The 18,842-nt window shown below is 57.0% G+C and carries 19 protein-coding genes; 3 read left to right on the top strand and 16 right to left on the bottom strand.

Features of this window, described 5'->3' with window-relative positions:
- The 9 genes from ugpE to livK form a co-directional block, all read right to left on the bottom strand.
- Positions 1 to 846: a sn-glycerol-3-phosphate ABC transporter permease UgpE gene (gene ugpE, locus U9O48_RS21185; protein WP_282493556.1), complete on the bottom strand. Its 846-nt coding sequence runs from the start codon at positions 844 to 846 to the stop codon at positions 1 to 3.
- Positions 843 to 1,730 carry a sn-glycerol-3-phosphate ABC transporter permease UgpA gene (gene ugpA, locus U9O48_RS21190; protein ID WP_282493557.1) on the bottom strand — a complete coding sequence of 296 codons (888 nt, stop codon included), beginning with the start codon at positions 1,728 to 1,730 and terminating at the stop codon, positions 843 to 845. Before ugpA ends, ugpE begins: the two co-directional genes overlap by 4 nt.
- A 159-nt stretch (positions 1,731 to 1,889) precedes the next feature.
- Entirely contained in the window at positions 1,890 to 3,206 is a 1,317-nt protein-coding gene (gene ugpB / locus U9O48_RS21195; RefSeq protein WP_282493558.1) for a sn-glycerol-3-phosphate ABC transporter substrate-binding protein UgpB, read from the bottom strand.
- Positions 3,207 to 3,404: 198 nt separating this feature from the next.
- Positions 3,405 to 3,674, bottom strand: coding sequence for a hypothetical protein (locus U9O48_RS21200; protein WP_282493559.1), 270 nt, complete (start codon positions 3,672 to 3,674; stop codon positions 3,405 to 3,407).
- A gap of 64 nt (positions 3,675 to 3,738) precedes the next feature.
- On the bottom strand, positions 3,739 to 4,452 hold the full coding sequence (livF, locus tag U9O48_RS21205; RefSeq protein WP_282493560.1) for a high-affinity branched-chain amino acid ABC transporter ATP-binding protein LivF: 714 nt from the start codon (positions 4,450 to 4,452) through the stop codon (positions 3,739 to 3,741).
- A 1-nt stretch (position 4,453) separates the two neighbouring features.
- On the bottom strand, positions 4,454 to 5,221 hold the full coding sequence (livG, locus tag U9O48_RS21210) for a high-affinity branched-chain amino acid ABC transporter ATP-binding protein LivG (RefSeq protein ID WP_324723154.1): 768 nt from the start codon (positions 5,219 to 5,221) through the stop codon (positions 4,454 to 4,456).
- Entirely contained in the window at positions 5,218 to 6,495 is a 1,278-nt protein-coding gene (locus U9O48_RS21215) for a high-affinity branched-chain amino acid ABC transporter permease LivM (protein ID WP_324723155.1), read from the bottom strand. Before U9O48_RS21215 ends, livG begins: the two co-directional genes overlap by 4 nt.
- Positions 6,492 to 7,418, bottom strand: coding sequence for a high-affinity branched-chain amino acid ABC transporter permease LivH (livH, locus tag U9O48_RS21220; RefSeq protein ID WP_095283762.1), 927 nt, complete (start codon positions 7,416 to 7,418; stop codon positions 6,492 to 6,494). The genes U9O48_RS21215 and livH overlap by 4 nt, the downstream gene beginning before the upstream one ends.
- Before the next feature lie 47 nt (positions 7,419 to 7,465).
- Complete coding sequence (livK, locus tag U9O48_RS21225; protein WP_285146133.1) at positions 7,466 to 8,575, bottom strand: high-affinity branched-chain amino acid ABC transporter substrate-binding protein LivK; 1,110 nt, start codon at positions 8,573 to 8,575, stop codon at positions 7,466 to 7,468.
- Positions 8,576 to 8,999: 424 nt separating this feature from the next.
- Between livK and panM the strand changes: the two genes are divergently transcribed.
- On the top strand, positions 9,000 to 9,383 hold the full coding sequence (gene panM, locus U9O48_RS21230) for an aspartate 1-decarboxylase autocleavage activator PanM (protein ID WP_285146132.1): 384 nt from the start codon (positions 9,000 to 9,002) through the stop codon (positions 9,381 to 9,383).
- Between the two features lie 743 nt (positions 9,384 to 10,126).
- Here the strand turns inward: panM and livJ are convergent.
- The 6 genes from livJ to ftsY form a co-directional block, all read right to left on the bottom strand.
- Positions 10,127 to 11,227, bottom strand: a complete 1,101-nt coding sequence (gene livJ / locus U9O48_RS21235) for a branched chain amino acid ABC transporter substrate-binding protein LivJ (RefSeq protein WP_285149961.1) — start codon at positions 11,225 to 11,227, stop codon at positions 10,127 to 10,129.
- A 197-nt stretch (positions 11,228 to 11,424) separates the two neighbouring features.
- Entirely contained in the window at positions 11,425 to 12,690 is a 1,266-nt protein-coding gene (locus U9O48_RS21240) for a 4-aminobutyrate--2-oxoglutarate transaminase (protein WP_285146130.1), read from the bottom strand.
- Positions 12,691 to 13,107: 417 nt separating this feature from the next.
- Positions 13,108 to 13,965 carry an RNA polymerase sigma factor RpoH gene (gene rpoH, locus U9O48_RS21245; RefSeq protein WP_059180334.1) on the bottom strand — a complete coding sequence of 286 codons (858 nt, stop codon included), beginning with the start codon at positions 13,963 to 13,965 and terminating at the stop codon, positions 13,108 to 13,110.
- 256 nt (positions 13,966 to 14,221) lie between these two features.
- Positions 14,222 to 15,277, bottom strand: coding sequence for a permease-like cell division protein FtsX (ftsX, locus tag U9O48_RS21250; RefSeq protein ID WP_282493567.1), 1,056 nt, complete (start codon positions 15,275 to 15,277; stop codon positions 14,222 to 14,224).
- Positions 15,270 to 15,935, bottom strand: coding sequence for a cell division ATP-binding protein FtsE (gene ftsE, locus U9O48_RS21255; protein WP_282493568.1), 666 nt, complete (start codon positions 15,933 to 15,935; stop codon positions 15,270 to 15,272). Before ftsE ends, ftsX begins: the two co-directional genes overlap by 8 nt.
- Before the next feature lie 2 nt (positions 15,936 to 15,937).
- Positions 15,938 to 17,344 carry a signal recognition particle-docking protein FtsY gene (ftsY, locus tag U9O48_RS21260; protein ID WP_324723156.1) on the bottom strand — a complete coding sequence of 469 codons (1,407 nt, stop codon included), beginning with the start codon at positions 17,342 to 17,344 and terminating at the stop codon, positions 15,938 to 15,940.
- 127 nt (positions 17,345 to 17,471) lie between these two features.
- Here ftsY and rsmD point away from each other — a divergent pair, with 127 nt between their 5' ends.
- Both rsmD and U9O48_RS21270 read left to right on the top strand, forming a co-directional pair.
- On the top strand, positions 17,472 to 18,071 hold the full coding sequence (gene rsmD, locus U9O48_RS21265) for a 16S rRNA (guanine(966)-N(2))-methyltransferase (protein ID WP_324723157.1): 600 nt from the start codon (positions 17,472 to 17,474) through the stop codon (positions 18,069 to 18,071).
- Positions 18,055 to 18,336, top strand: coding sequence for a DUF1145 family protein (locus U9O48_RS21270; protein WP_282493571.1), 282 nt, complete (start codon positions 18,055 to 18,057; stop codon positions 18,334 to 18,336). Before rsmD ends, U9O48_RS21270 begins: the two co-directional genes overlap by 17 nt.
- 84 nt (positions 18,337 to 18,420) lie before the next feature.
- On the opposite strand, the gene U9O48_RS21275 is transcribed toward U9O48_RS21270, so the two are convergent.
- Positions 18,421 to 18,780, bottom strand: a complete 360-nt coding sequence (locus U9O48_RS21275) for a DUF2500 domain-containing protein (RefSeq protein WP_324723158.1) — start codon at positions 18,778 to 18,780, stop codon at positions 18,421 to 18,423.
- Positions 18,781 to 18,842 lie beyond the last annotated feature (62 nt).

Here is an 18,842-nt window from a genome sequence, read left to right on the forward strand (position 1 = left end):
TTATTTCTCACTGTCTACTAAACCGCGCACGAACGCGCGCTGCATGGCTAAAACGATAACGACCGGGGGGATCAGCGTGAGCAGCATCGCCGCCATCACCTGGTTCCAGAGAGTGGTGCCTTCGCCGGTGGCGATCATGCCTTTGATGCCCGCCACGGCGGTGCCGAGATTGACGTCCTGCACAATCAGCAGCGGCCACAGATACTGGTTCCAGCCGTAGATAAAGGTGATGACGAACAGCGCCGCGAGGTTGGTTTTGGAAAGCGGCAAAACGATGTCGCGGAAGAAGCGCATCGGCGAAGCACCGTCGATTCGCGCCGCTTCAATCAGTTCGTCCGGCAGAGTCATAAAGAACTGGCGGAACAGGAAAGTCGCTGTCGCCGAGGCCATCAGCGGCAGCGTCAGGCCCGCGTAGCTGTCGAGCATCCCGAGATTGGCGATCACTTCCACGGTCGGGAAAATACGCACTTCGACCGGCAGCATCAGGGTGATAAAAATCATCCAGAAGAAGAGGTTACGCAGGGGAAAGCGGAACCAGACGATGGCAAAGGCCGAGAGCATCGACACCACGATTTTGCCGACGGTAATGCCAAACGCCATGATGAAACTGTTGAGCATCATCAGCCAGAACGGCGCGCTGTTGGCCCCGACGCCCTGGGTCCAGATGGTCGCCATATTCTCGAAAAGATGACCGCCAGGAACCAGCGTCATCGGCGTGTCGAAGACGGCTTTGGTATCAAGCGTAGCGGCGACAAAGGCCACGTACAGCGGGAAGAGGATGACGATGATCCCGAGAATCAACATGGTGTGGCTGAAAATCGTCAGCCCCGGACGGTTCTCAATCATTGGTAACGCACCTTACTTTCGACATAGCGGAACTGAACCACCGTCAGCACAATCACCAGGCCCATCAGCACCACGGACTGCGCGGCAGAGGCCGAGAGATCCAGACCGGCAAAGCCTTCGCGATAGATTTTGTAGATAAGCGTGGTGGTCGCCTGCACCGGTCCACCGGCGGTGGCGGCGTCGATCACCGGGAAGGTGTCGAAGAAGGCATAGACCAGGTTGACCACCAGCAGAAAGAAACTCACGGGTGCAATCAGCGGCAGCGCCAGTTTGAAGAAGCGGCGAATCGGCCCCGCGCCGTCAATCGCGGCGGCTTCGACCAGCGATCGCGGAATGGATTGCAGGGCGGCGAAGAAGAACAGGAAGTTGTAGCTGATCTGCTTCCACACCGAGGCGAAGACCACCAGGAACATCGCCTGGCCGCTGTTCTGGGCGTGGTTCCAGTCGTAGCCAAATTCACCGAGGAAATGGGTGATCAGCCCGCGCCCTGGGTTAAAGAGGAAGATCCACAGCACGGCGGCGACGGCGGGTGCCACGGCGTAGGGCAGCAGCATCAGGGTCTGATACAGGCGGCTGCCGCGCACCACGTAATCCACCAGCGCGGCGAAAAACAGGGAGACCACGAGACCGCTGACGGTGACCAGGGCGCTGAATTTGATCGTCGTCCAGAAGGAGTCGAGGTAATAGCTGTCGTGGAACAGCGCGGTGAAGTTATCCAGGCCGACAAACTGGCTGGAGAGCCCGAACGGATCGACGCTTTGCACCGAGTACCACAGCGCTTCGCCCGCAGGCCAGATGAAAAAGATAACGGTGATAATCAGCTGCGGGGCGACCAGCAAATAGGGCAGCCAGCGCGAACGGAATACCGGACGGGATGATGACATAGCGGGACTCTTTTCCAGAAAACGCCGGGTGGCGGCTTCGCCTTACCCGGCCTACAAGGTGCATTTTCTCCCTCTCCCCGTGGGAGAGGGTTGGGGTGAGGGCATCAGCCCGCACTAAACCTGTAGGCCGGATAAGCGCAACGCCATCCGGCAAAAGCATTAAGACTTCGTCGACTGCTCAAAGCGGCGCAGCAGCTGATTCCCGCGCTCTACCGCGGAATCCAGCGCCTGCTGTGGCGTTTTCTTACCGGTCCAGACGCTTTCCAGCTCTTCATCCACAATGGTACGAATTTGCGGCATGTTGCCCAGACGCAGACCTTTGGTGAACGGTAACGGCGGCTTGTTCAGCATCTGGCGCGTGGCGATATCGGCACCTGGGTTTTTGTCGTAGAAGCCCTGCTCGCGCGTCAGGTCATAAGCGGCTTTGGTGATCGGCAGATAGCCGGTCTTCTGGTGCCACTCGGCGGCGTTTTCAGGTTTCGCGAGGAAGTCGAGGAACTCCGCCACGCCTTTATAGGTGCCATTGTCTTTGCCCTGCATCACCCACAGGCTCGCTCCGCCGATGATGGCGTTCTGCGGCGCGCCTTTGACGTCGGCGTCGTAAGGCATCATGCCCACGCCGTAGTTGAATTTGGCGTAGTGACGGATATCCGCCAGCGACCCGGAAGAGGCGGTAGTGATGGCGCAGTCGCCGTTGTAGAACTTCTCGGTGGATTCGTCTTTACGCCCGAAGTAGCTGAAATCGCCCTTCTTGTTCAGCGCTTCCAGTAGGGCGATGTGTTTCACCTGCTCCGGCTTGTTGAACTCGAGTACCGCGTCGGTGCCGTCAAAGCCGTTGTTTTTGGTGGCGACCGGCAGACCGTGCCAGGCGCTGAAGTTTTCGATCTGGATCCAGCCCTGCCAGCCGCTGGCGTAGCCACACTTCATGCCCGCGGCTTTCAGTTTGGCGGTGTACTCCGCCAGATCCTGCCAGGTTTTCGGCGGCTGATCCGGGTTTAAACCGGCTTTTTTGAAGGCGTCTTTGTTGTAGTACAGCACCGGCGTGGAGCTGTTAAACGGCTGAGACAGCAAATGCCCGGTTTTTGAATCGGTGTAGTAACCGGACACCGTTGGCACGAACTGGGATTCATCGAAGTTAATGCCCGCGTCTTTAAACACTTCGTAGACCGGTTTGATCGCTTTAGAGGCCATCATGGTGGCGGTGCCGACTTCATACACCTGCAGCAGCGCCGGTGCGTTACCGGTACGGAACGCCGCGATACCCGCGCTCAGGCTCTGCTCGTAGTTACCTTTGTACACCGGCACAATTTTGTAATCCGGGTGGGTGTCGTTGAAACGTTGCGCCAGGGAATCAACCTCTTTGCCCAACTCCCCTTCCATGGAATGCCAGAACGGAATCGTGGTGACAGCCATTGCGTTCGTCGCAAAAGCCAGACCGATTGCCAGACCCAAAGCTGTGTGTCGTAACGAAGTCATTGTCATCTCTCTTTATTGTGCCGGATGCGCGATATCACGCGTTTTATGCTCGCGAGGTAACATGACATGCTCGAATGACAGAAAAATAACTGTTTATTTACAGAATGATGACAGGCAGGGGTCAGGGGAATGATGGAATGGTGACGGTTGCATGGCAAAAAAAGCCGGGTGGCGGCTGCGCCTTACCCGGCCTACGATTCAAAATGACGACGGGTAATAGGGTTTGCCTGATTCCAGACTTTTGTGTTGTCGATTGTCTTCCCGCCGCTTCTGCTCTTTCTGGATATCGGTTTTCTGGTCCTGATAACCCGGGCAGACAGACGACTGTAAGATTTCACACGGATCCTGTTTGTTTTCGTCCGGCTTATTGGGCTCCTGCCAGATGGAAGGGTCGCGTGGGTTAATGTTCTCTGCAGCGTTTGCCGTAAGACAGCATGCCGCGAGGGCAAACAGATAGATACGTTTCATCCCGATCTCCTTTCAGGGTTTGTAGGCCCGGTAAGCGCAGCGCCACCGGGCAACAACAGACGGCTCAGCCGCCCAAATACGCACTCCGCACCGCTTCGTTCGCCAGCAGCGCGTCGCCGGTATCGGAAAGCACCACGTGGCCGTTCTCCAGCACGTAGCCGCGATCCGCGAGCTTCAGCGCCTGGTTGGCGTTCTGCTCGACGAGGAAGATGGTCATCCCCTCTTTGCGCAGCTGCTCGATGGTGTCGAAAATCTGCTGAATGATAATTGGCGCGAGGCCGAGCGACGGCTCGTCCAACAGCAGCAGGCGCGGCTGACTCATCAGCGCACGGCCAATCGCCAGCATCTGCTGTTCACCGCCGGACATGGTGCCTGCGCGCTGAATGCGGCGTTCGTACAGACGCGGGAAGAGTTCATACACGCGCTTGATGCGGGTCTGATACTGATCGCGCTCGGCAAAGAAGCCGCCCATCGCCAGGTTCTCTTCCACCGTCATCCGGGAAAACACCCGGCGACCTTCGGGAACAATCGCCACCGCTTCACGCATGATTTTGGCGGTCTGCCAGTCGGTGATGTCTTTCCCGTCAAAGACGATGCGCCCGCTGGTGGCACGCGGATCGCCGCACAGGGTGCCGAGCAGCGTGGTTTTCCCCGCGCCGTTGGCCCCGATGAGCGTCACGATCTCGCCCTGATTGATATGCAGGCTGACGTCGTGCAGCGCCTGAATCTTGCCGTAGTGGGCATTCACATTGTCAAAAGATAACATCGCTTTTTCCATTTTATGCCTCACCCAGATAGGCGCGGATCACGTCTGGGTTATGTCGGATTTCATCAGGCGTGCCGTTCGCCAGCGGCGTGCCCTGGTTGACCACGTAGATACGATCGGAGATGCCCATCACCAGTTTCATATCGTGCTCAATCAGCAGAATGGTGGTGTCGTGATGGTTACGCAGCTCGACGATCAGCTCGTCCAGCTCTTTGGTCTCTTTCGGGTTCAGACCAGCGGCAGGTTCATCGAGCATCAGGATTTCCGGCTGCGTCACCATGCAGCGGACAATCTCCAGACGACGCTGATCGCCATAGGCCAGGTTGCTCGCCTGACGGTTGGCGTGCTGCAGCAGGCCGATACGATCGAGCCAGGTGGCGGCGCGATCCAGGGCTTCGCTCTGCGCGCGGCGGAAGGCCGGGGTTTTCAGCAGGCCGGAGAAGACACCGCTTTTCAGCTGCTGATGTTGCGCCACCAGCAGGTTTTCAATCACCGTCATCTCGCGGAACAGACGCACGTGCTGGAAGGTACGCACCACGCCCATGCGGGCAATTTGCTGGCCCGGCAGTCCTTCAAGATGCTGATCGCGCAGCATGATGGTCCCGCCCGTCGGTTTGTAGAAACCGGTCAGGCAGTTGAACACCGTGGTTTTCCCCGCGCCGTTCGGGCCAATCAGGGAGACAATCTCTTTCGGGAACAGGTCCAGCGAGACGTTATTGACCGCCAGCAGGCCGCCAAAACGCATCATCAGGCCGTTCACGGATAATAATGGCTGACTCATGCCTGCTCTCCTTTCGCTTGCCCGTTCTTCAGCTTCAACTGTGGACGGGTCATCGGCAGCAAGCCCTGCGGACGCCAGATCATCATCAGTACCATCAAACCACCCAGCATTGACATGCTGTATTCGTTAAAGTCACGCATCAGCTCGCGAGAAACCACCAGCAGGATCGCCGCGAGGATCACCGCAAACTGCGAGCCCATCCCGCCGAGCACCACGATAGCGAGCACGAAGGCCGATTCGGCGAAGGTGAAGGATTCCGGGCTGACGAAGCCCTGGCGTGCGGCAAACAGGGTTCCGGCAAAACCGGCGAACGCGGCGCTGATGGTAAAGGCGGTCAGCTTGATGCGCGTCGGGTTCAGGCCCAGGGAGCGGCAGGCGATTTCATCTTCGCGCAGCGCTTCCCACGCGCGGCCCAGCGGCATACGCAGCAGGCGGTTAATCACGAACAGCGTAATCACCACCAGCAGCAGCGCCACCAGATAGAGCCAAATCACACGGTCGGACGGATCGTACTTCACGCCGAAGAAGTTGCTGAAAGTATCCCAGCCCCCTTCGCGTGCGGAACGGCTGAACTCGAGGCCGAAGAAGGTCGGTTTCGGGATCTGGCTGATGCCGTTCGGGCCGCCGGTCACTTCGGTGTTGTTGAGTAGCAGGATACGGACGATTTCGCCGAAGCCTAAGGTCACAATCGCCAGATAGTCGCCGCGCAGGCGCAGCACCGGGAAGCCGAGCAGGAAACCGGCGGCGGCAGAGACCAGGCCCGCCAGCGGCAGACAGGTCCAGAAGCCCAGCCCGTAATAGTGGTTCAGCAGCGCGAAGGTGTAAGCACCGATAGCGTAAAACCCACCGTAGCCCAGCACCAGCAGGCCCGACAGACCGACCACCACGTTCAGACCGAGGCCCAGGATCACGTAGATCATGGTCAGGGTGGCGATATCCACCGTCCCACGCGAGACCACGAACGGCCAGGCAACAGCGGCCACCAGCAGTGCCACGAGGAACAGCTTCTGTTTAACGGTCGAACCATCAATCGCAGGCAGCACAAATTTCGGGCCGGAGACGTTTTTCAACGTCTTCTGGAACACCGGACGCAGCAGCTGGAACAGGAACACCACGGCGGTGCCGACAAACACCCACTGCCAGCGGATATCCGCGGCGGTATCGACCACCAGTTTGGTGCCATCCAGTTCTAACTGCACGCCCATAAAGACGCCCGCAAGGACGAAGAACATGGCGGCAGAGAGGAGCGCCATCGCAAAATGCATCGGTTTCATACTTTCTCTACCTCCGGACGACCCAGGATCCCGGTAGGCATCACCAGCAGCACCAGAATCAGCAGGGCGAACGACACCACGTCTTTATATTCGGTACTCAGGTACGCCGAGGAGAGCGCTTCGGCCACGCCCAGAATCAGGCCGCCGATCATCGCGCCAGGAATACTGCCGATCCCACCCAGAACCGCGGCGGTGAAGGCTTTCATCCCGGCCATAAAGCCGATGTACGGGTTGATCACGCCGTAGAACTGACCGAGCAGCACGCCCGCGACGGCGGCCATCGCTGCTCCAATCACAAAGGTCAGGGCGATCACGCGATCGGTGTTAATCCCGAGCAGGCTGGCCATTTTCAGATCTTCTGCGCAGGCGCGGCAGGCGCGGCCCATGCGGGAGTAGCGGATGAAAATGGTCAGCGCCAGCATCGCCAGGAAGGTCACAATCCAGATAACCAACTGCATGGTGGTGATAGACGCCGAGAAGTTTTCGCTGGCTCCGACAATCCACTGGCCGTTGAACAGGCTTGGCAGCGCCACGTCGCGCGACCCTTCCGTCAGGCTGACGTAGTTTTGCAGGAAGATGGACATCCCGATGGCGGAGATGAGCGCAATCAGACGCTTGGAGCTGCGCACGGGGCGATAGGCCACGCGCTCGATGCTCCAGCCGTAGGCGCTGGCAATCACAATCGCGCCGACAAACCCGGCACCTACCAGCAGCCAGCTGCTGTCGATGCCCATCATCATCAGGGCGGCAATGATCATAAAGGAGACATAGCTGCCGATCATATAGACCTCGCCGTGGGCGAAGTTGATCATGCCGATAATGCCGTAAACCATGGTGTAGCCGATGGCGATCAGCGCGTAGGTGCTTCCCAGCGTGACGCCGTTAAACATCTGCTGCAAGAAATAGAGAAACTGCTCGGACATAAGAAAACCTTTTTATAACCGCCCGTTTTGCGCGGGCGGCGGGATGATTATTTGGCTACCGTGGAAGATCCATCGGCGTGCCATTGGAAGACACCAAATTCAAATCCCTTTAGATCGCCTTTCTCATCCCAGTTCAGCGGCCCAATCACGGTATCAGCACCGTGTGCTTTCAAATCTTTGACTAAATCCAGCGGCTCTTTGCTGCCGGTACGTTCCAGAGCGGTCGCCAGGGACTGCACCGCCGCGTAGGTGATCCAGACGTACGGACCGCTCGGATCTTTCTTCTGCGCTTTGAGCGCCTCTACGATAGCTTTGTTCGCCGGTTCCTGGTCATAGCGTTTTGGCATCGTCACCAGCATGCCTTCGCCCGCATCGCCCGCGATGTTCGACAGGGACGCGTTACCCACGCCTTCCGGGCCCATGAACTGGGTTTTCAGACCGGTCGCGCGCGCCTGGCGCAGCATCTGTCCCATCTCCGGGTAGTAGCCGCCGTAGTAAACGAAATCGATATTCTCTTTTTGCAGACGGGCCAGCAGCGCGGAGAAATCTTTCTCACCGGCGGTGATGCCGTCGAAGAAGACCACGTTCGCGCCGCCTTTTTTCAGGCCGTCCTGGACGGAACGCGCCAGGCCTTCGCCGTACTGCTGTTTATCGTGAATGATCGCGATGCGCTGCGGCTTCACTTTATCGAGGATGTACTTCGCGGCAGTCGGGCCCTGGGAGGAGTCCAGACCGGCGGTACGCATAATGTGCTGGTAGCCACGCTGCGTCAGCTCCGGATTCGTCGCCCCAGGCGTGATCATCAGAATACCTTCGTCTTCGTAGATATCGGAAGCTGGCTGAGTCGAGGACGAGCACAGGTGGCCGATCACGTACTGGATGCCGTCGTTAACGATTTTGTTAGCCACGGCGACGGCTTGTTTTGGATCGCAGGCGTCGTCGTATTCCACGCCAACCAGCTTATCCCCTTTGATGCCGCCTTTGGCGTTGATGTCTTTGATCGCCTGACGTGCGCCGTTGAACTCCATATCGCCCCACTGGGCAACCGGACCGGACATGGCACCGACGACGGCAACTTTAATGTCTTCCGCCATGGCTGCCTGCGAAATCGCTAATGCAACCATTCCCGCGATTAATGCTTTCGCGTTCCTTTTCATCTGTGAATCCCCATTCGTGACGTGATGTATATATTTTGTTTTATTATGGTTAAAAAGCATTCTGTACTTTTAATGAACAACGCTATTTTTACCAGTGCCTTTAATGGTTTAGCGCAGTTTTTTGCTAAAAACCAGACTAAAATCTCTATTTTTCAGGCGATTAAGCAAAGATAATATTCTGAAATCCGACAGAGATAAACAAATAAAAGTGCAGTTTGCAGCATAAAATAACGGTACAAAGCGCCGAATAAAACACTGCCTTTCAGGTTAAAATTCTGCTTAATTTTCGATCCATGCATTTTCGCACTGCACATCGCGCTGCTAAAAAAGTAATCACCTGGAGAATGGTTTAAAAAAGGGGAAGCCGCTGGCGAGATAAATTGAGTACACTGCCTTTATTCTTTCTGATTTGGACAAGCAGCTAATGAAACTGACCATCCTTCGTCTGGTGTCCTTTAGCGACCAGGATCATATCGACCTGGGCAAGATCTGGCCGGAATATTCCCCTTCCTCACTGGCCGTGGATGATATTCACCGTATCTATGCCGCCCGCTTTAACGAGCGTCTGCTGGGCGCGGTGCGCGTGACCCTGAGCGGCAGCGAAGGCGCGCTGGACTCCCTGCGTGTGCGCGAAATCACCCGCCGTCGCGGCGTCGGGCAATATCTGATTGAAGAGGTGATTCGCGACAACCCGGACGTCTCCTCCTGGTGGATGGCGGATGTCGGCGTGGAAGACCGCGCGGTGATGACCGCATTTATGCAGGCGCTGGGGTTTGTGGAGCGGGAGAGCGGCTGGCAGCGGCGTTAAAAAAAGCCGGGTGGCGGCTGCGCCTTACCCGGCCTACAAGTTCAACGCAAAACGGCAACCAAAGGTTGTAATGCTGGTCAGTTAAGCATCTGAGGTTATTCCGTTCACCTTATGTTCAGCAGAATATAATGGCGTCTTAACCTGTGAACGTGACAAGGGGGCTGCGCGGCCCCCTTGTCAATCCCCGCGCCCCGCCATGAAATCGGTGCTTCGCACTGCGCACACCTCCCGGCCCGCTGCCTGCGGGGACCCATACCGGTGCCACATTCAGACGGCTGTAAAGCTGGAGGGAGCGTGAGTCCGGCTGAAAATCGCCGAAGCGTTTCCTGGAGGCCGGGTCGAGGCGCAGGGAAGCGCCGAGAGGGTGCGACCTGCATGGATGCAGGATCGCGCCCGACCCGATAGCCGCAAGGAATAAGCTGAGGGCACCGCGAAGCGGCGATTTTCTTTGCCGGGAGCCGGGGTTGCCAGGGTGGTGGCGATTGAGCCACCCTGGCACGTTCACCGCAGAGTGATAGACCGGAAGCAGAGGAACGAAAGTGAACGGAACAATTCCACTGATGCCATAAAGGTCCTGGAGCAAGCAACATAATAAATTTAAATTCATTATGTTGCTTAACTGACTGGTATTAAAACCAAAGGTTGCCGTTTTTAGGCCCTCTCCCAAAGGGAGAGGGCCAGGGTGAGGGCATCAGACCGCACTTCCCGTAGGCCCGGATCGCTGCGCGCCACCGGGCATTTAATTACTTAGCGTCGGTCGCTGAACCATCCGCATGCCAGGTGAAGACACCGAACTCAAAGCCCTTCAGATCGCCCTTCTCATCCCAGGACAACGGCCCCATCACAGTATCGACAGAGTTCGCTTTCAGCCAGGTGGCAATCTCAGCCGGATCGGCTGACTGGTTCAGGCCCGCCTGCAGAGATTGCAGTGCCGCGTAGGTGGTCCACACGAACGCGCCGCTTGGATCCTGTTTCTTGGCTTTGATCGCATCCACAATCGGTTTGTTCGCCGGAACCTGATCGTAGTTCTTCGGCTTGGTCACCAGCATCCCTTCCGCCGATTCGCCCGCGATGTTAGACAGGGAAACGTTCGCCACGCCTTCCGGGCCCATGAACTGGGTTTTCAGACCGGCCGCGCGCGCCTGGCGCAGGATCTGGCCCATTTCCGGGTGGTAGCCGCCGTAGTAAACGAAATCGATATTCTCTTTCTTCAGACGCGCCACCAGGGTAGAGAAGTCTTTCTCGCCGGCGGTGATCCCGTCAAAGAACACCACTTTAGCATTGGCTTTCTTCAGGCTATCCTGCACGGAGCGCGCCAGGCCTTCGCCGTACTGCTGTTTGTCGTGAACAATCGCGATGCGCTGCGGTTTTACCTTCTCAAGAATGTATTTCGCTGCGGTTGGGCCCTGGTCAGAGTCCAGACCGGTGGTGCGCAGAATCAGTTTATAGCCGCGTGAGGTCAGCTCTGGCGCCGTCGCCGCCGGGGTGATCATCAGGATGCCTTCGTCTTCGTAGATATCAGACGCTGGCTGAGTGGAAGAGGAGCACAGGTGACCGATAACGTATTTGATCCCGTCGTTCACCACTTTGTTCGCCACCGCAACCGCTTGTTTCGGGTCACAGGCATCATCATATTTTACGATCTGCAGTTTTTCGCCTTTGATCCCGCCATTGGCATTAATGTCTGCAACCGCTTGTTCTGCGCCAGTAAATTCCTGGTCGCCGTATTGCGCTACCGGACCGGACATCGCACCGACAACAGCCACTTTGATATCCGCCTGAGCCATAGTGCTGAATGCCAACGCGATACATCCTGCCAGTAACGCTTTACCCTTCATATTCATCCTGAGATTCCCCATTATTATGGTTATTACGATTGTTGTGATGTTGTTGTGTAGCGCTTTATTTCAATTATTGGTCTGCTGCTCGCGCTTTTTCAGCACACTCTGCTAAAACATACCCCATTTTTATGATTTTGGAATAGCTAATTTGAAATGTATATATGCTAAGCCCGGCGCAGATTTGCGACCGGGCCTTGGCTTTATCGAGTCAGCGACGCCGAGATGATATCCAGCGCTTTGCGGAACTGGGCTTCGGGGATGGTGAGCGGATAGAGGAAACGAATCACGTTGCCGTAGACACCGCAGCTGAGCAGCAGTAGCCCTTCGGCCAGCGCGCGTTCCTGCACCTGGCGGGTAAATTCCGGCGAGGGTTGCCCGGTCTCAGGATCGTTGAACTCTACCGCGACCATCGACCCCTGTGCGCGGATATCGGCGATAAACGGGCAGCTGGACTGGGCTTTGCTCAGCACCTCAACCAGATGATGACCCAGGTGTGACGCGCGGGTGCAGAGATCTTCTTCGTCGATCACCTCCAGCACCGCCAACGCCGCCGCAATCGCCAGCGGATTCCCGGCGTAGGTGCCGCCGAGCCCGCCCGGCGCGGGGGCGTCCATCACTTCGGCGCGGCCCGATACCGCCGAGAGCGGCATCCCGCCCGCCAGGCTTTTCGCCATGGTGATCAGATCCGGCTTCACGCAGTGATGCTCCATCGAGAACAGTTTCCCGGTACGGGCAAAGCCGGTCTGCACTTCGTCGGCGATGAGCAAAATACCGTGGGTGTCGCACAGGGCGCGCAGGCCCTGCATAAAATCAGGTGGGGCGACGTTAAAACCGCCCTCGCCCTGAACCGGTTCAAGGATGATGGCCGCCACCTGGTCCGGGGCGATATCGGCTTTAAAGATACGTTCGAGACTTTTCAGCGCGTCTTGAGAGCTCACGCCGTGCAACGTATTGGGATATTGCGCATGATAGACCGAGCCGGGGAACGGGCCGAAGCCGAGTTTGTACGGCGCCACTTTGCCGGTCAGCGCCATGGTCATAAAGGTGCGCCCGTGGAAGGCGCCGCCGAAGGTAATAAGCCCCGGACGTTTGGTGTAAGCGCGGGCAATTTTGACTGCGTTTTCGACGGCTTCTGCGCCCGTCGAGAAGAAGGCCGTTTTGGCTGGTCCCTCAATCGGCACGCGAGCATTGATGCGCTCCGCGAGGGCGATATAGCCTTCGTACGGCACAATCTGGTACGCCGTGTGGGTAAACGACTGAAGCTGTTTTTCGATGGCGGCGATCACTTTGGGATGGCGATGGCCGGTGTTGAGCACCGCGATCCCGGCGGCGAAGTCGATCACCTCGTTGCCTTCCACATCCCACAGCGTGGCGTTTTCCGCTTTATCGGCGTAGAAACCGCACATCACCCCGATGCCGCGCGGCGTGGCCTGCACACGCCGTTCATTTAACTCATTATTTTTCACCCTGTCCCCCTGAGAGATTCGCATGCGTAGCGCATCTGTAAGTGTTTGCCAGGGGGGAAGAATTCGCCAGAGCGGGTGATGAAAAAAGCGAGGTTAGGTGCGTTTTGCCGGATGGCGGCTGCGCCTTATCCGGCCTACAGGTTTTGAGGAGTATAAAAAAACCAGTAGGCCCGATAAGCGAAGCGCCATCGGGCATCTGTACCCACACTTTGCCGGATGGCGGCGGAGCCTTATCCGGCCTACGGTTTTGTGGAGTATAAAAAAACAAGTAGGCCCGATAAGCGAAGCGCCATCGGGCATCTGTACCCGCACTTTGCCGGATGGCGGCTGCGCCTTATCCGGCCTACGAGTTTGGGGAGTATAAAAAACAAAACCCCCAGATTTTCATCCAGGGGTTATCGGGATACTTCGCGGAAATTAGGCTTCGATAGCGGCGCGAAGTTTTTTCATGGCGTTCTTTTCAAGCTGACGCACACGCTCAGCGGAGACGCCGTAGCGGTCGGCCAGTTCCTGCAGCGTGGACTTGTTGTCTTCGTCCAGCCAGCGGGCGCGGATAATCGCCTGACTACGCTCGTCGAGACCTTCCATCGCGTGGGTGAGCTTATTCGCGGCCTGATCTTCCCAGTTATCCTCTTCGATGCCGTCGGCAAAGTTAGAGGTTTTATCCTGCAGATACAGAACCGGTGCCATCGGCTGGCTATCCTGCGCATCGTCGTCAGAAGACATATCAAATGTCATATCCTGAGCGGCCATACGGGATTCCATCTCACGCACGTCTTTGCTGGATACACCCAGCTCACGCGCCACCATTTCGACTTCATCCTGGTTGAACCAGCCCAGACGCTGCTTGGCTTTACGCAGGTTGAAGAACAGTTTGCGCTGTGCTTTGGTCGTGGCGACTTTCACAATACGCCAGTTACGCAGGACGTATTCGTGAATTTCAGCTTTGATCCAATGAACGGCGAAGGAGACCAGTCGCACACCCACTTCCGGGTTGAAGCGACGTACAGCCTTCATCAGACCGATGTTGCCTTCCTGAATCAAGTCCGCCTGCGGCAGGCCGTAGCCCGAGTAATTACGAGCAACGTGAACAACAAAGCGCAGGTGAGACAGGATCAGCGTCTTAGCTGCTTCCAGATCGCCCTGGTAATGCAGCTTTTCAGCAAGCTCCTTTTCTTCCTCAGCCGTCAACATCGGCCAGGTGTTCGCAGCCCGGATATAAGATTCCAGGTTACCAACAGGGGCTAAAGCTAAAGTTTGCATTTCTTTGGTCATTCATTCCTCTCAATTTAGTGTCTTCTGGCGGTGGTTTGTCCCCATCAGGCAACAAGCATGCCAAAGCATTTGAGCAGTGAGACTAACATTCACATTTTTATCAGACCGTGATTTTATCCACAAGTTCCATGTAATGCTGTGAATAAATTACGCACAAATTGTGACATGGACTACTGATTGCGGGGGAGAGTCAACAGGGACTCTTTCCCTGCAGCGTGAAGTACTCAGTGCAGGGAAAGATTATACCAGAGATTTTTTACTGCGGGGTAAAGTGACGTAAATGTTGTACCGTCGCAAGCCAGGCGGCAACCCAGCCGATCATCGAGCAGACCAGCAGGAGCAACAGGCACTCATCGAAGCCTAACCCACTGATATCAAACTTAGTTCCGAAAACCTGTGCCACTTCAGTGACGGCAGACGAGAGCCGCATCACCAAAATTTCTGACAAAATCAGTGAAAGAAATGCGCCGGAAAAACCGAGCAATGCGCCGCCGTAGAGGAACGGTCGCAGGATGAATCCATCCGTCGCACCAATCAGCTTCTGTACGTTAATGCTGTCGCGACGGGCGAAGATACTCAGACGCACGCTGTTACCGATGACGAGGAAGACCGCCGCCACCATCAGCACGCCGATCATCGCCGCTACGCGCCCTACCAGCCCGGTCAGGGAGGCGAGACGAGCAAACCAGCTGTCGTCCATGCGCACTTCATCAATCCCGTTGATGCGGGTGATGCGGTCGCGCAGGGTGTTAAGCGAATCGGTGCCCTGGAAATCCAGCTTCGGGATCACCACCGCCACGGCGGGCAGCGGGTTCTCTTCGAGCATATCCAGCGCGCCGCCAAACCCGGACCAGTTTCTGAACTCGCCCAGCGCTTCATCGCGCGAGAGGTAGTTCACCTTCTCAACGCCCTGCTCCGACTGGAGTTGCCCCACCACCTGCGCGGCGGCGTTATCATCCAGCGCTTTATCCAGATACACCGTAATCTGCGGTGACGGATAGTATTGCGAGGCCGCCTGGTTGACGTTCTTGTAGACCATGTAGCAGACACTCGGCAGCGTCAGGGAAATGGCGATCACCATCACCGTCAGGAACGTCGCCAGCGGTTTGCTTTTCAGGTCCTGCACCGCGCCGTGGAAGGCGTAGCGCACCTGTTCGTTAAAAACATTAGTCTTACGTGAGTTCGGTTTTGGCGCCGCTTTGGCGCGCTTTGGCGCATTGCGGTTGCCATCCCCGCCGCCCTGCGGCTTGCGGAAACGGTCGAATCGGTTTCCGAACTGCCGAATCTGGTTGATTGCGTCGCGCTTATTCACCGTGGCCTCCGTGCAAATGACCGTCGCTCAGGGTCAGCATGCGGTACGAACGACGGGAGATAAGCCCGATGTCGTGCGTCGCCATCAGGACTGTCACCCCCACGCGGTTAAATTCCTCAAACAGACGCAGGATCCCTTCCGACAGCGCATCGTCCAGGTTACCGGTCGGTTCATCCGCCAGCAGAACGGCGGGTTTGTTCACCACCGCGCGAGCAATGCCCACGCGCTGCTGTTCACCGCCGGAGAGCTGGATCGGGAAGTTCTTCGCTTTGTCCAGCAGGCCAACTTTGTCCAGCGCCGCGGAAACGCGACGGCGGATATCATCATAGCTGGCACCCGCAATGATCAGCGGGATCGCCACGTTATCGAAGACGGTGCGATCCATCAGCAGGTGGTGATCCTGGAAAATCATGCCGATCTGGCGACGCAGGAACGGCACCTCACGGTTTTTCAGGCGGCTGATATCGTGGCCGCCAAAAAAGATGTTCCCGGCACTTGGCCGCTCGATCCCACAGATAAGCTTGAGCAGGGTACTTTTCCCCGCGCCGGAGTGGCCGGTCAGGAATGCCATCTCGCCTGGCTGCAGGTGGAATGTGACCCCCTGCAACGCTTGTCTCCCACCGAGATAGGCCTTGCTGACGTGTTCAAAGCGAATCATTGTTAGTCCTCTCGGGCAAATAGTGCCTCAATAAAGTCGTCCGATTTAAACGGACGCAAATCCTCGATACGTTCGCCGACACCGATATAGCGGATTGGGATGCCGAACTGATCCGCCACGGAGAAGATCACTCCACCCTTGGCGGTGCCGTCCAGTTTGGTCAGCGTAATCCCGGTCAGCCCCACCGCCTCATCGAACAGCTTCGCCTGGCTGATGGCGTTCTGTCCGGTGCTGGCGTCGATGGTCAGCATAATCTCATGCGGCGCGTCTTCGTCCAGCTTCTTCATGACGCGAACGATTTTCTTCAGCTCTTCCATCAGGTGCGATTTATTCTGCAAACGCCCTGCGGTATCGGCAATCAGCACGTCGATGTTTCGCGCCTTCGCGGCCTGAATGGCATCGAAGATCACGGACGCGGAATCCGCGCCGGTGTGCTGGGCAATCACCGGAATGTTGTTGCGCTGACCCCAGACCTGCAACTGCTCAACGGCGGCCGCACGGAAGGTGTCCCCCGCCGCCAGCATCACCGATTTGCCCTGCTGCTCGAACTGACGCGCCAGCTTACCGATGGTGGTGGTTTTACCCACGCCGTTGACGCCGACCATCAGAATAACAAATGGCGTTTTGCCTTCAATATTAAGCGGTTCATCAACTTTTGCGAGAATTTCGCCCATCTCGTCTTTCAGCAGGCCGTACAGCGCCTCGGCGTCGCGCAGCTGTTTGCGGCTCGCGCTTTCGGTCAGCTTAGCGATAATTTTACGCGTGGTTTCCACGCCGACGTCCGCAATCAGAAGCTGTTCTTCCAGCTCTTCAAACAGATCATCGTCGATTTTTTTGCCGCGGAACAGACTGATAAATCCGGAACCGAGGTTTTCTTTGGTTCTGACCAGGCTGCGTTTCAGGCGCGCGAAGAAACCTTCTTTGGTCGGTTTTTCCTGCTCCTGAACAATCTCTTCTGCCGGAGCCTCTTCTTCCGGCTCTTCGACCGGAACGACGATCACCGCGTCTTCGGCAGCCTCTGCGGCCAGCGCCTGAGCTTCGAGCTCTTCGTCGGTGATTTCGGGTTCGTTTTCCGCTTCTTCTTCGACGGCTTCCACGATTTCGACGGTTTCAGCTTCCGCCTGCCACTCTTCTGGCGCGATCGCTTCGGCTTTTACCTCAACCGGCTGCGGTTTCTCGCTTTCCTGAACCTGTTCGGTGACTTCCACCACCTCTTCAGCAAAAGCTTCGGTCTCTTCTTTGCTGTGCGCGCGCGCTTCCGCTTCAACTACCGCGGCGGTTTCGACAGGGGTTTCAGGCTGCGACTGTTCTTCAACTGTCTGCTGCTCTTCGATTTTTTGTTCTGTGTCTTGCTCTTTTTCGCCGAAGCCCAGCCAGGAAAAGAAGCCACGTTTTTTTTGTTTTGCCATCTGCGACGACACTCCTCGCGGTGCTATATACATGGAAGCTATAAAAATGATGAAATAGTCTAACACTTTACCTAATTAACATCACCGCCTGGAATCGCAGGCCAATTGTTAGCAGAGCTTTCCTGAAATGAAGAAAACGAACCGCCCGGCCGGACAAATTCGCATTATCGGCGGCCAGTGGCGAGGCCGCAAACTGCCCGTCCCCGACAGCCCTGGGCTGCGCCCGACCACCGATCGCGTCCGGGAGACGCTGTTTAACTGGCTGGCGCCGTCGATGGTTGACTCGCGCTGCCTCGACTGTTTTGCCGGAAGCGGCGCTCTGGGCCTCGAAGCGCTGTCGCGTTACGCCGCGAGCGCCACCCTGCTGGAGATGGATCGCAGCGTTTCCCAGCAGCTACAGCAAAATCTCACTACCCTGAAAGCGATCAATGCCAAAGTGGTGAACACCAACGCGCTGGCGTTTCTGGCGCAAAAAGGCACGCCGCACGACGTGGTGTTTATCGATCCGCCGTTCCGCAAAGGGCTGTTGGAAGAGACGTTAACGCTGCTGGAGAACAACGGCTGGCTGGCGGATGACGCGCTTATCTACGTCGAGAGTGAAGTGGAAAATGGCTTACCGCCGGTTCCCGTTCACTGGGATCTGCACCGCGAACAGGTCGCAGGCCAGGTCGCTTATCGTTTGTATCACCGTGAAGTACGAGGAGAGCCTGATGCCAGTACTGATTAATTTTGGCCGTTTACTGATGCTGGGCGTCTGGGCATTTCTGATCCTGAACCTGGTTCATCCTTTCCCACGCCCGATGAATATTTTCGTCAACGTGGCACTGATTTTCACCGCCTTTATGCACGCCCTGCAGATGGTGATGCTGAAAAACGGCCTGCCGAAAGACGGACCGCCGATGACCGGCTGGCAGCAGCTGCGCGTCTTTATTTTTGGCGTGTTTGAGCTGCTGGTGTGGATGAAGAAGTTTAAGGCGCAGGCGAAGAAGTAAGGTGCGTTTTGTTGCCCGGTGGCGCTGCGCTTACCGGGCCTACGAGCCCTGTAGGCCGGTGCAAGCGCAGCGCCGCCCGGCAAATCACGGCTCCGCCGTAAACCCCTCAAACCGCGATCCCTTATAACTCAACACACCCCGGTCCCCGACCGTCAGCTGATGGTACTGCTTCTCGTCGAGACGAAACGTCATTTCCAGCCCGCCGCTCTGCGGTTTAAAACTTGCCTCGAAGCGCATCTGCGTTCCCGCTGGCGTCACCTGCTGCTGACGTGAGCGGCGCTCATTGAGCGCTTTCTCGCATTTATTACTCACCACCACGCGTTTTTGCAGCAGCGGCGCGGCGTCGTTATCGGCCTTTTCACGGCGCTGCTGCACAAAGCGGAACGAGGCGGCGATGACGATAATCGCCACCACGATCACGAAGAAAAGTGGCATTTTGCTCATTGTTGAATCCCATCAGATTTTGCGGAAATCAGGATACCCCGCCTTATCCGCCATTGCCAAAC

The organism is Lelliottia sp. JS-SCA-14, assembly GCF_035593345.1.
Taxonomy (GTDB): Bacteria; Pseudomonadota; Gammaproteobacteria; order Enterobacterales; family Enterobacteriaceae; genus Enterobacter; species Enterobacter wanjuensis.

Bases quoted from the DNA above. Each gene is read 5' to 3' on its own strand.
- ugpE (WP_282493556.1), bottom strand. From the start codon at position 846: ATGATTGAGAACCGTCCGGGGCTGACGATTTTCAGCCACACCATGTTG.
- ugpA (WP_282493557.1), bottom strand. From the start codon at position 1,730: ATGTCATCATCCCGTCCGGTATTCCGTTCGCGCTGGCTGCCCTATTTG.
- ugpB (WP_282493558.1), bottom strand. From the start codon at position 3,206: ATGACTTCGTTACGACACACAGCTTTGGGTCTGGCAATCGGTCTGGCT.
- U9O48_RS21200 (WP_282493559.1), bottom strand. From the start codon at position 3,674: ATGAAACGTATCTATCTGTTTGCCCTCGCGGCATGCTGTCTTACGGCA.
- livF (WP_282493560.1), bottom strand. From the start codon at position 4,452: ATGGAAAAAGCGATGTTATCTTTTGACAATGTGAATGCCCACTACGGC.
- livG (WP_324723154.1), bottom strand. From the start codon at position 5,221: ATGAGTCAGCCATTATTATCCGTGAACGGCCTGATGATGCGTTTTGGC.
- U9O48_RS21215 (WP_324723155.1), bottom strand. From the start codon at position 6,495: ATGAAACCGATGCATTTTGCGATGGCGCTCCTCTCTGCCGCCATGTTC.
- livH (WP_095283762.1), bottom strand. From the start codon at position 7,418: ATGTCCGAGCAGTTTCTCTATTTCTTGCAGCAGATGTTTAACGGCGTC.
- livK (WP_285146133.1), bottom strand. From the start codon at position 8,575: ATGAAAAGGAACGCGAAAGCATTAATCGCGGGAATGGTTGCATTAGCG.
- panM (WP_285146132.1), top strand. From the start codon at position 9,000: ATGAAACTGACCATCCTTCGTCTGGTGTCCTTTAGCGACCAGGATCAT.
- livJ (WP_285149961.1), bottom strand. From the start codon at position 11,227: ATGAATATGAAGGGTAAAGCGTTACTGGCAGGATGTATCGCGTTGGCA.
- rpoH (WP_059180334.1), bottom strand. From the start codon at position 13,965: ATGACCAAAGAAATGCAAACTTTAGCTTTAGCCCCTGTTGGTAACCTG.
- ftsE (WP_282493568.1), bottom strand. From the start codon at position 15,935: ATGATTCGCTTTGAACACGTCAGCAAGGCCTATCTCGGTGGGAGACAA.
- ftsY (WP_324723156.1), bottom strand. From the start codon at position 17,344: ATGGCAAAACAAAAAAAACGTGGCTTCTTTTCCTGGCTGGGCTTCGGC.
- rsmD (WP_324723157.1), top strand. From the start codon at position 17,472: ATGAAGAAAACGAACCGCCCGGCCGGACAAATTCGCATTATCGGCGGC.
- U9O48_RS21270 (WP_282493571.1), top strand. From the start codon at position 18,055: ATGCCAGTACTGATTAATTTTGGCCGTTTACTGATGCTGGGCGTCTGG.
- U9O48_RS21275 (WP_324723158.1), bottom strand. From the start codon at position 18,780: ATGAGCAAAATGCCACTTTTCTTCGTGATCGTGGTGGCGATTATCGTC.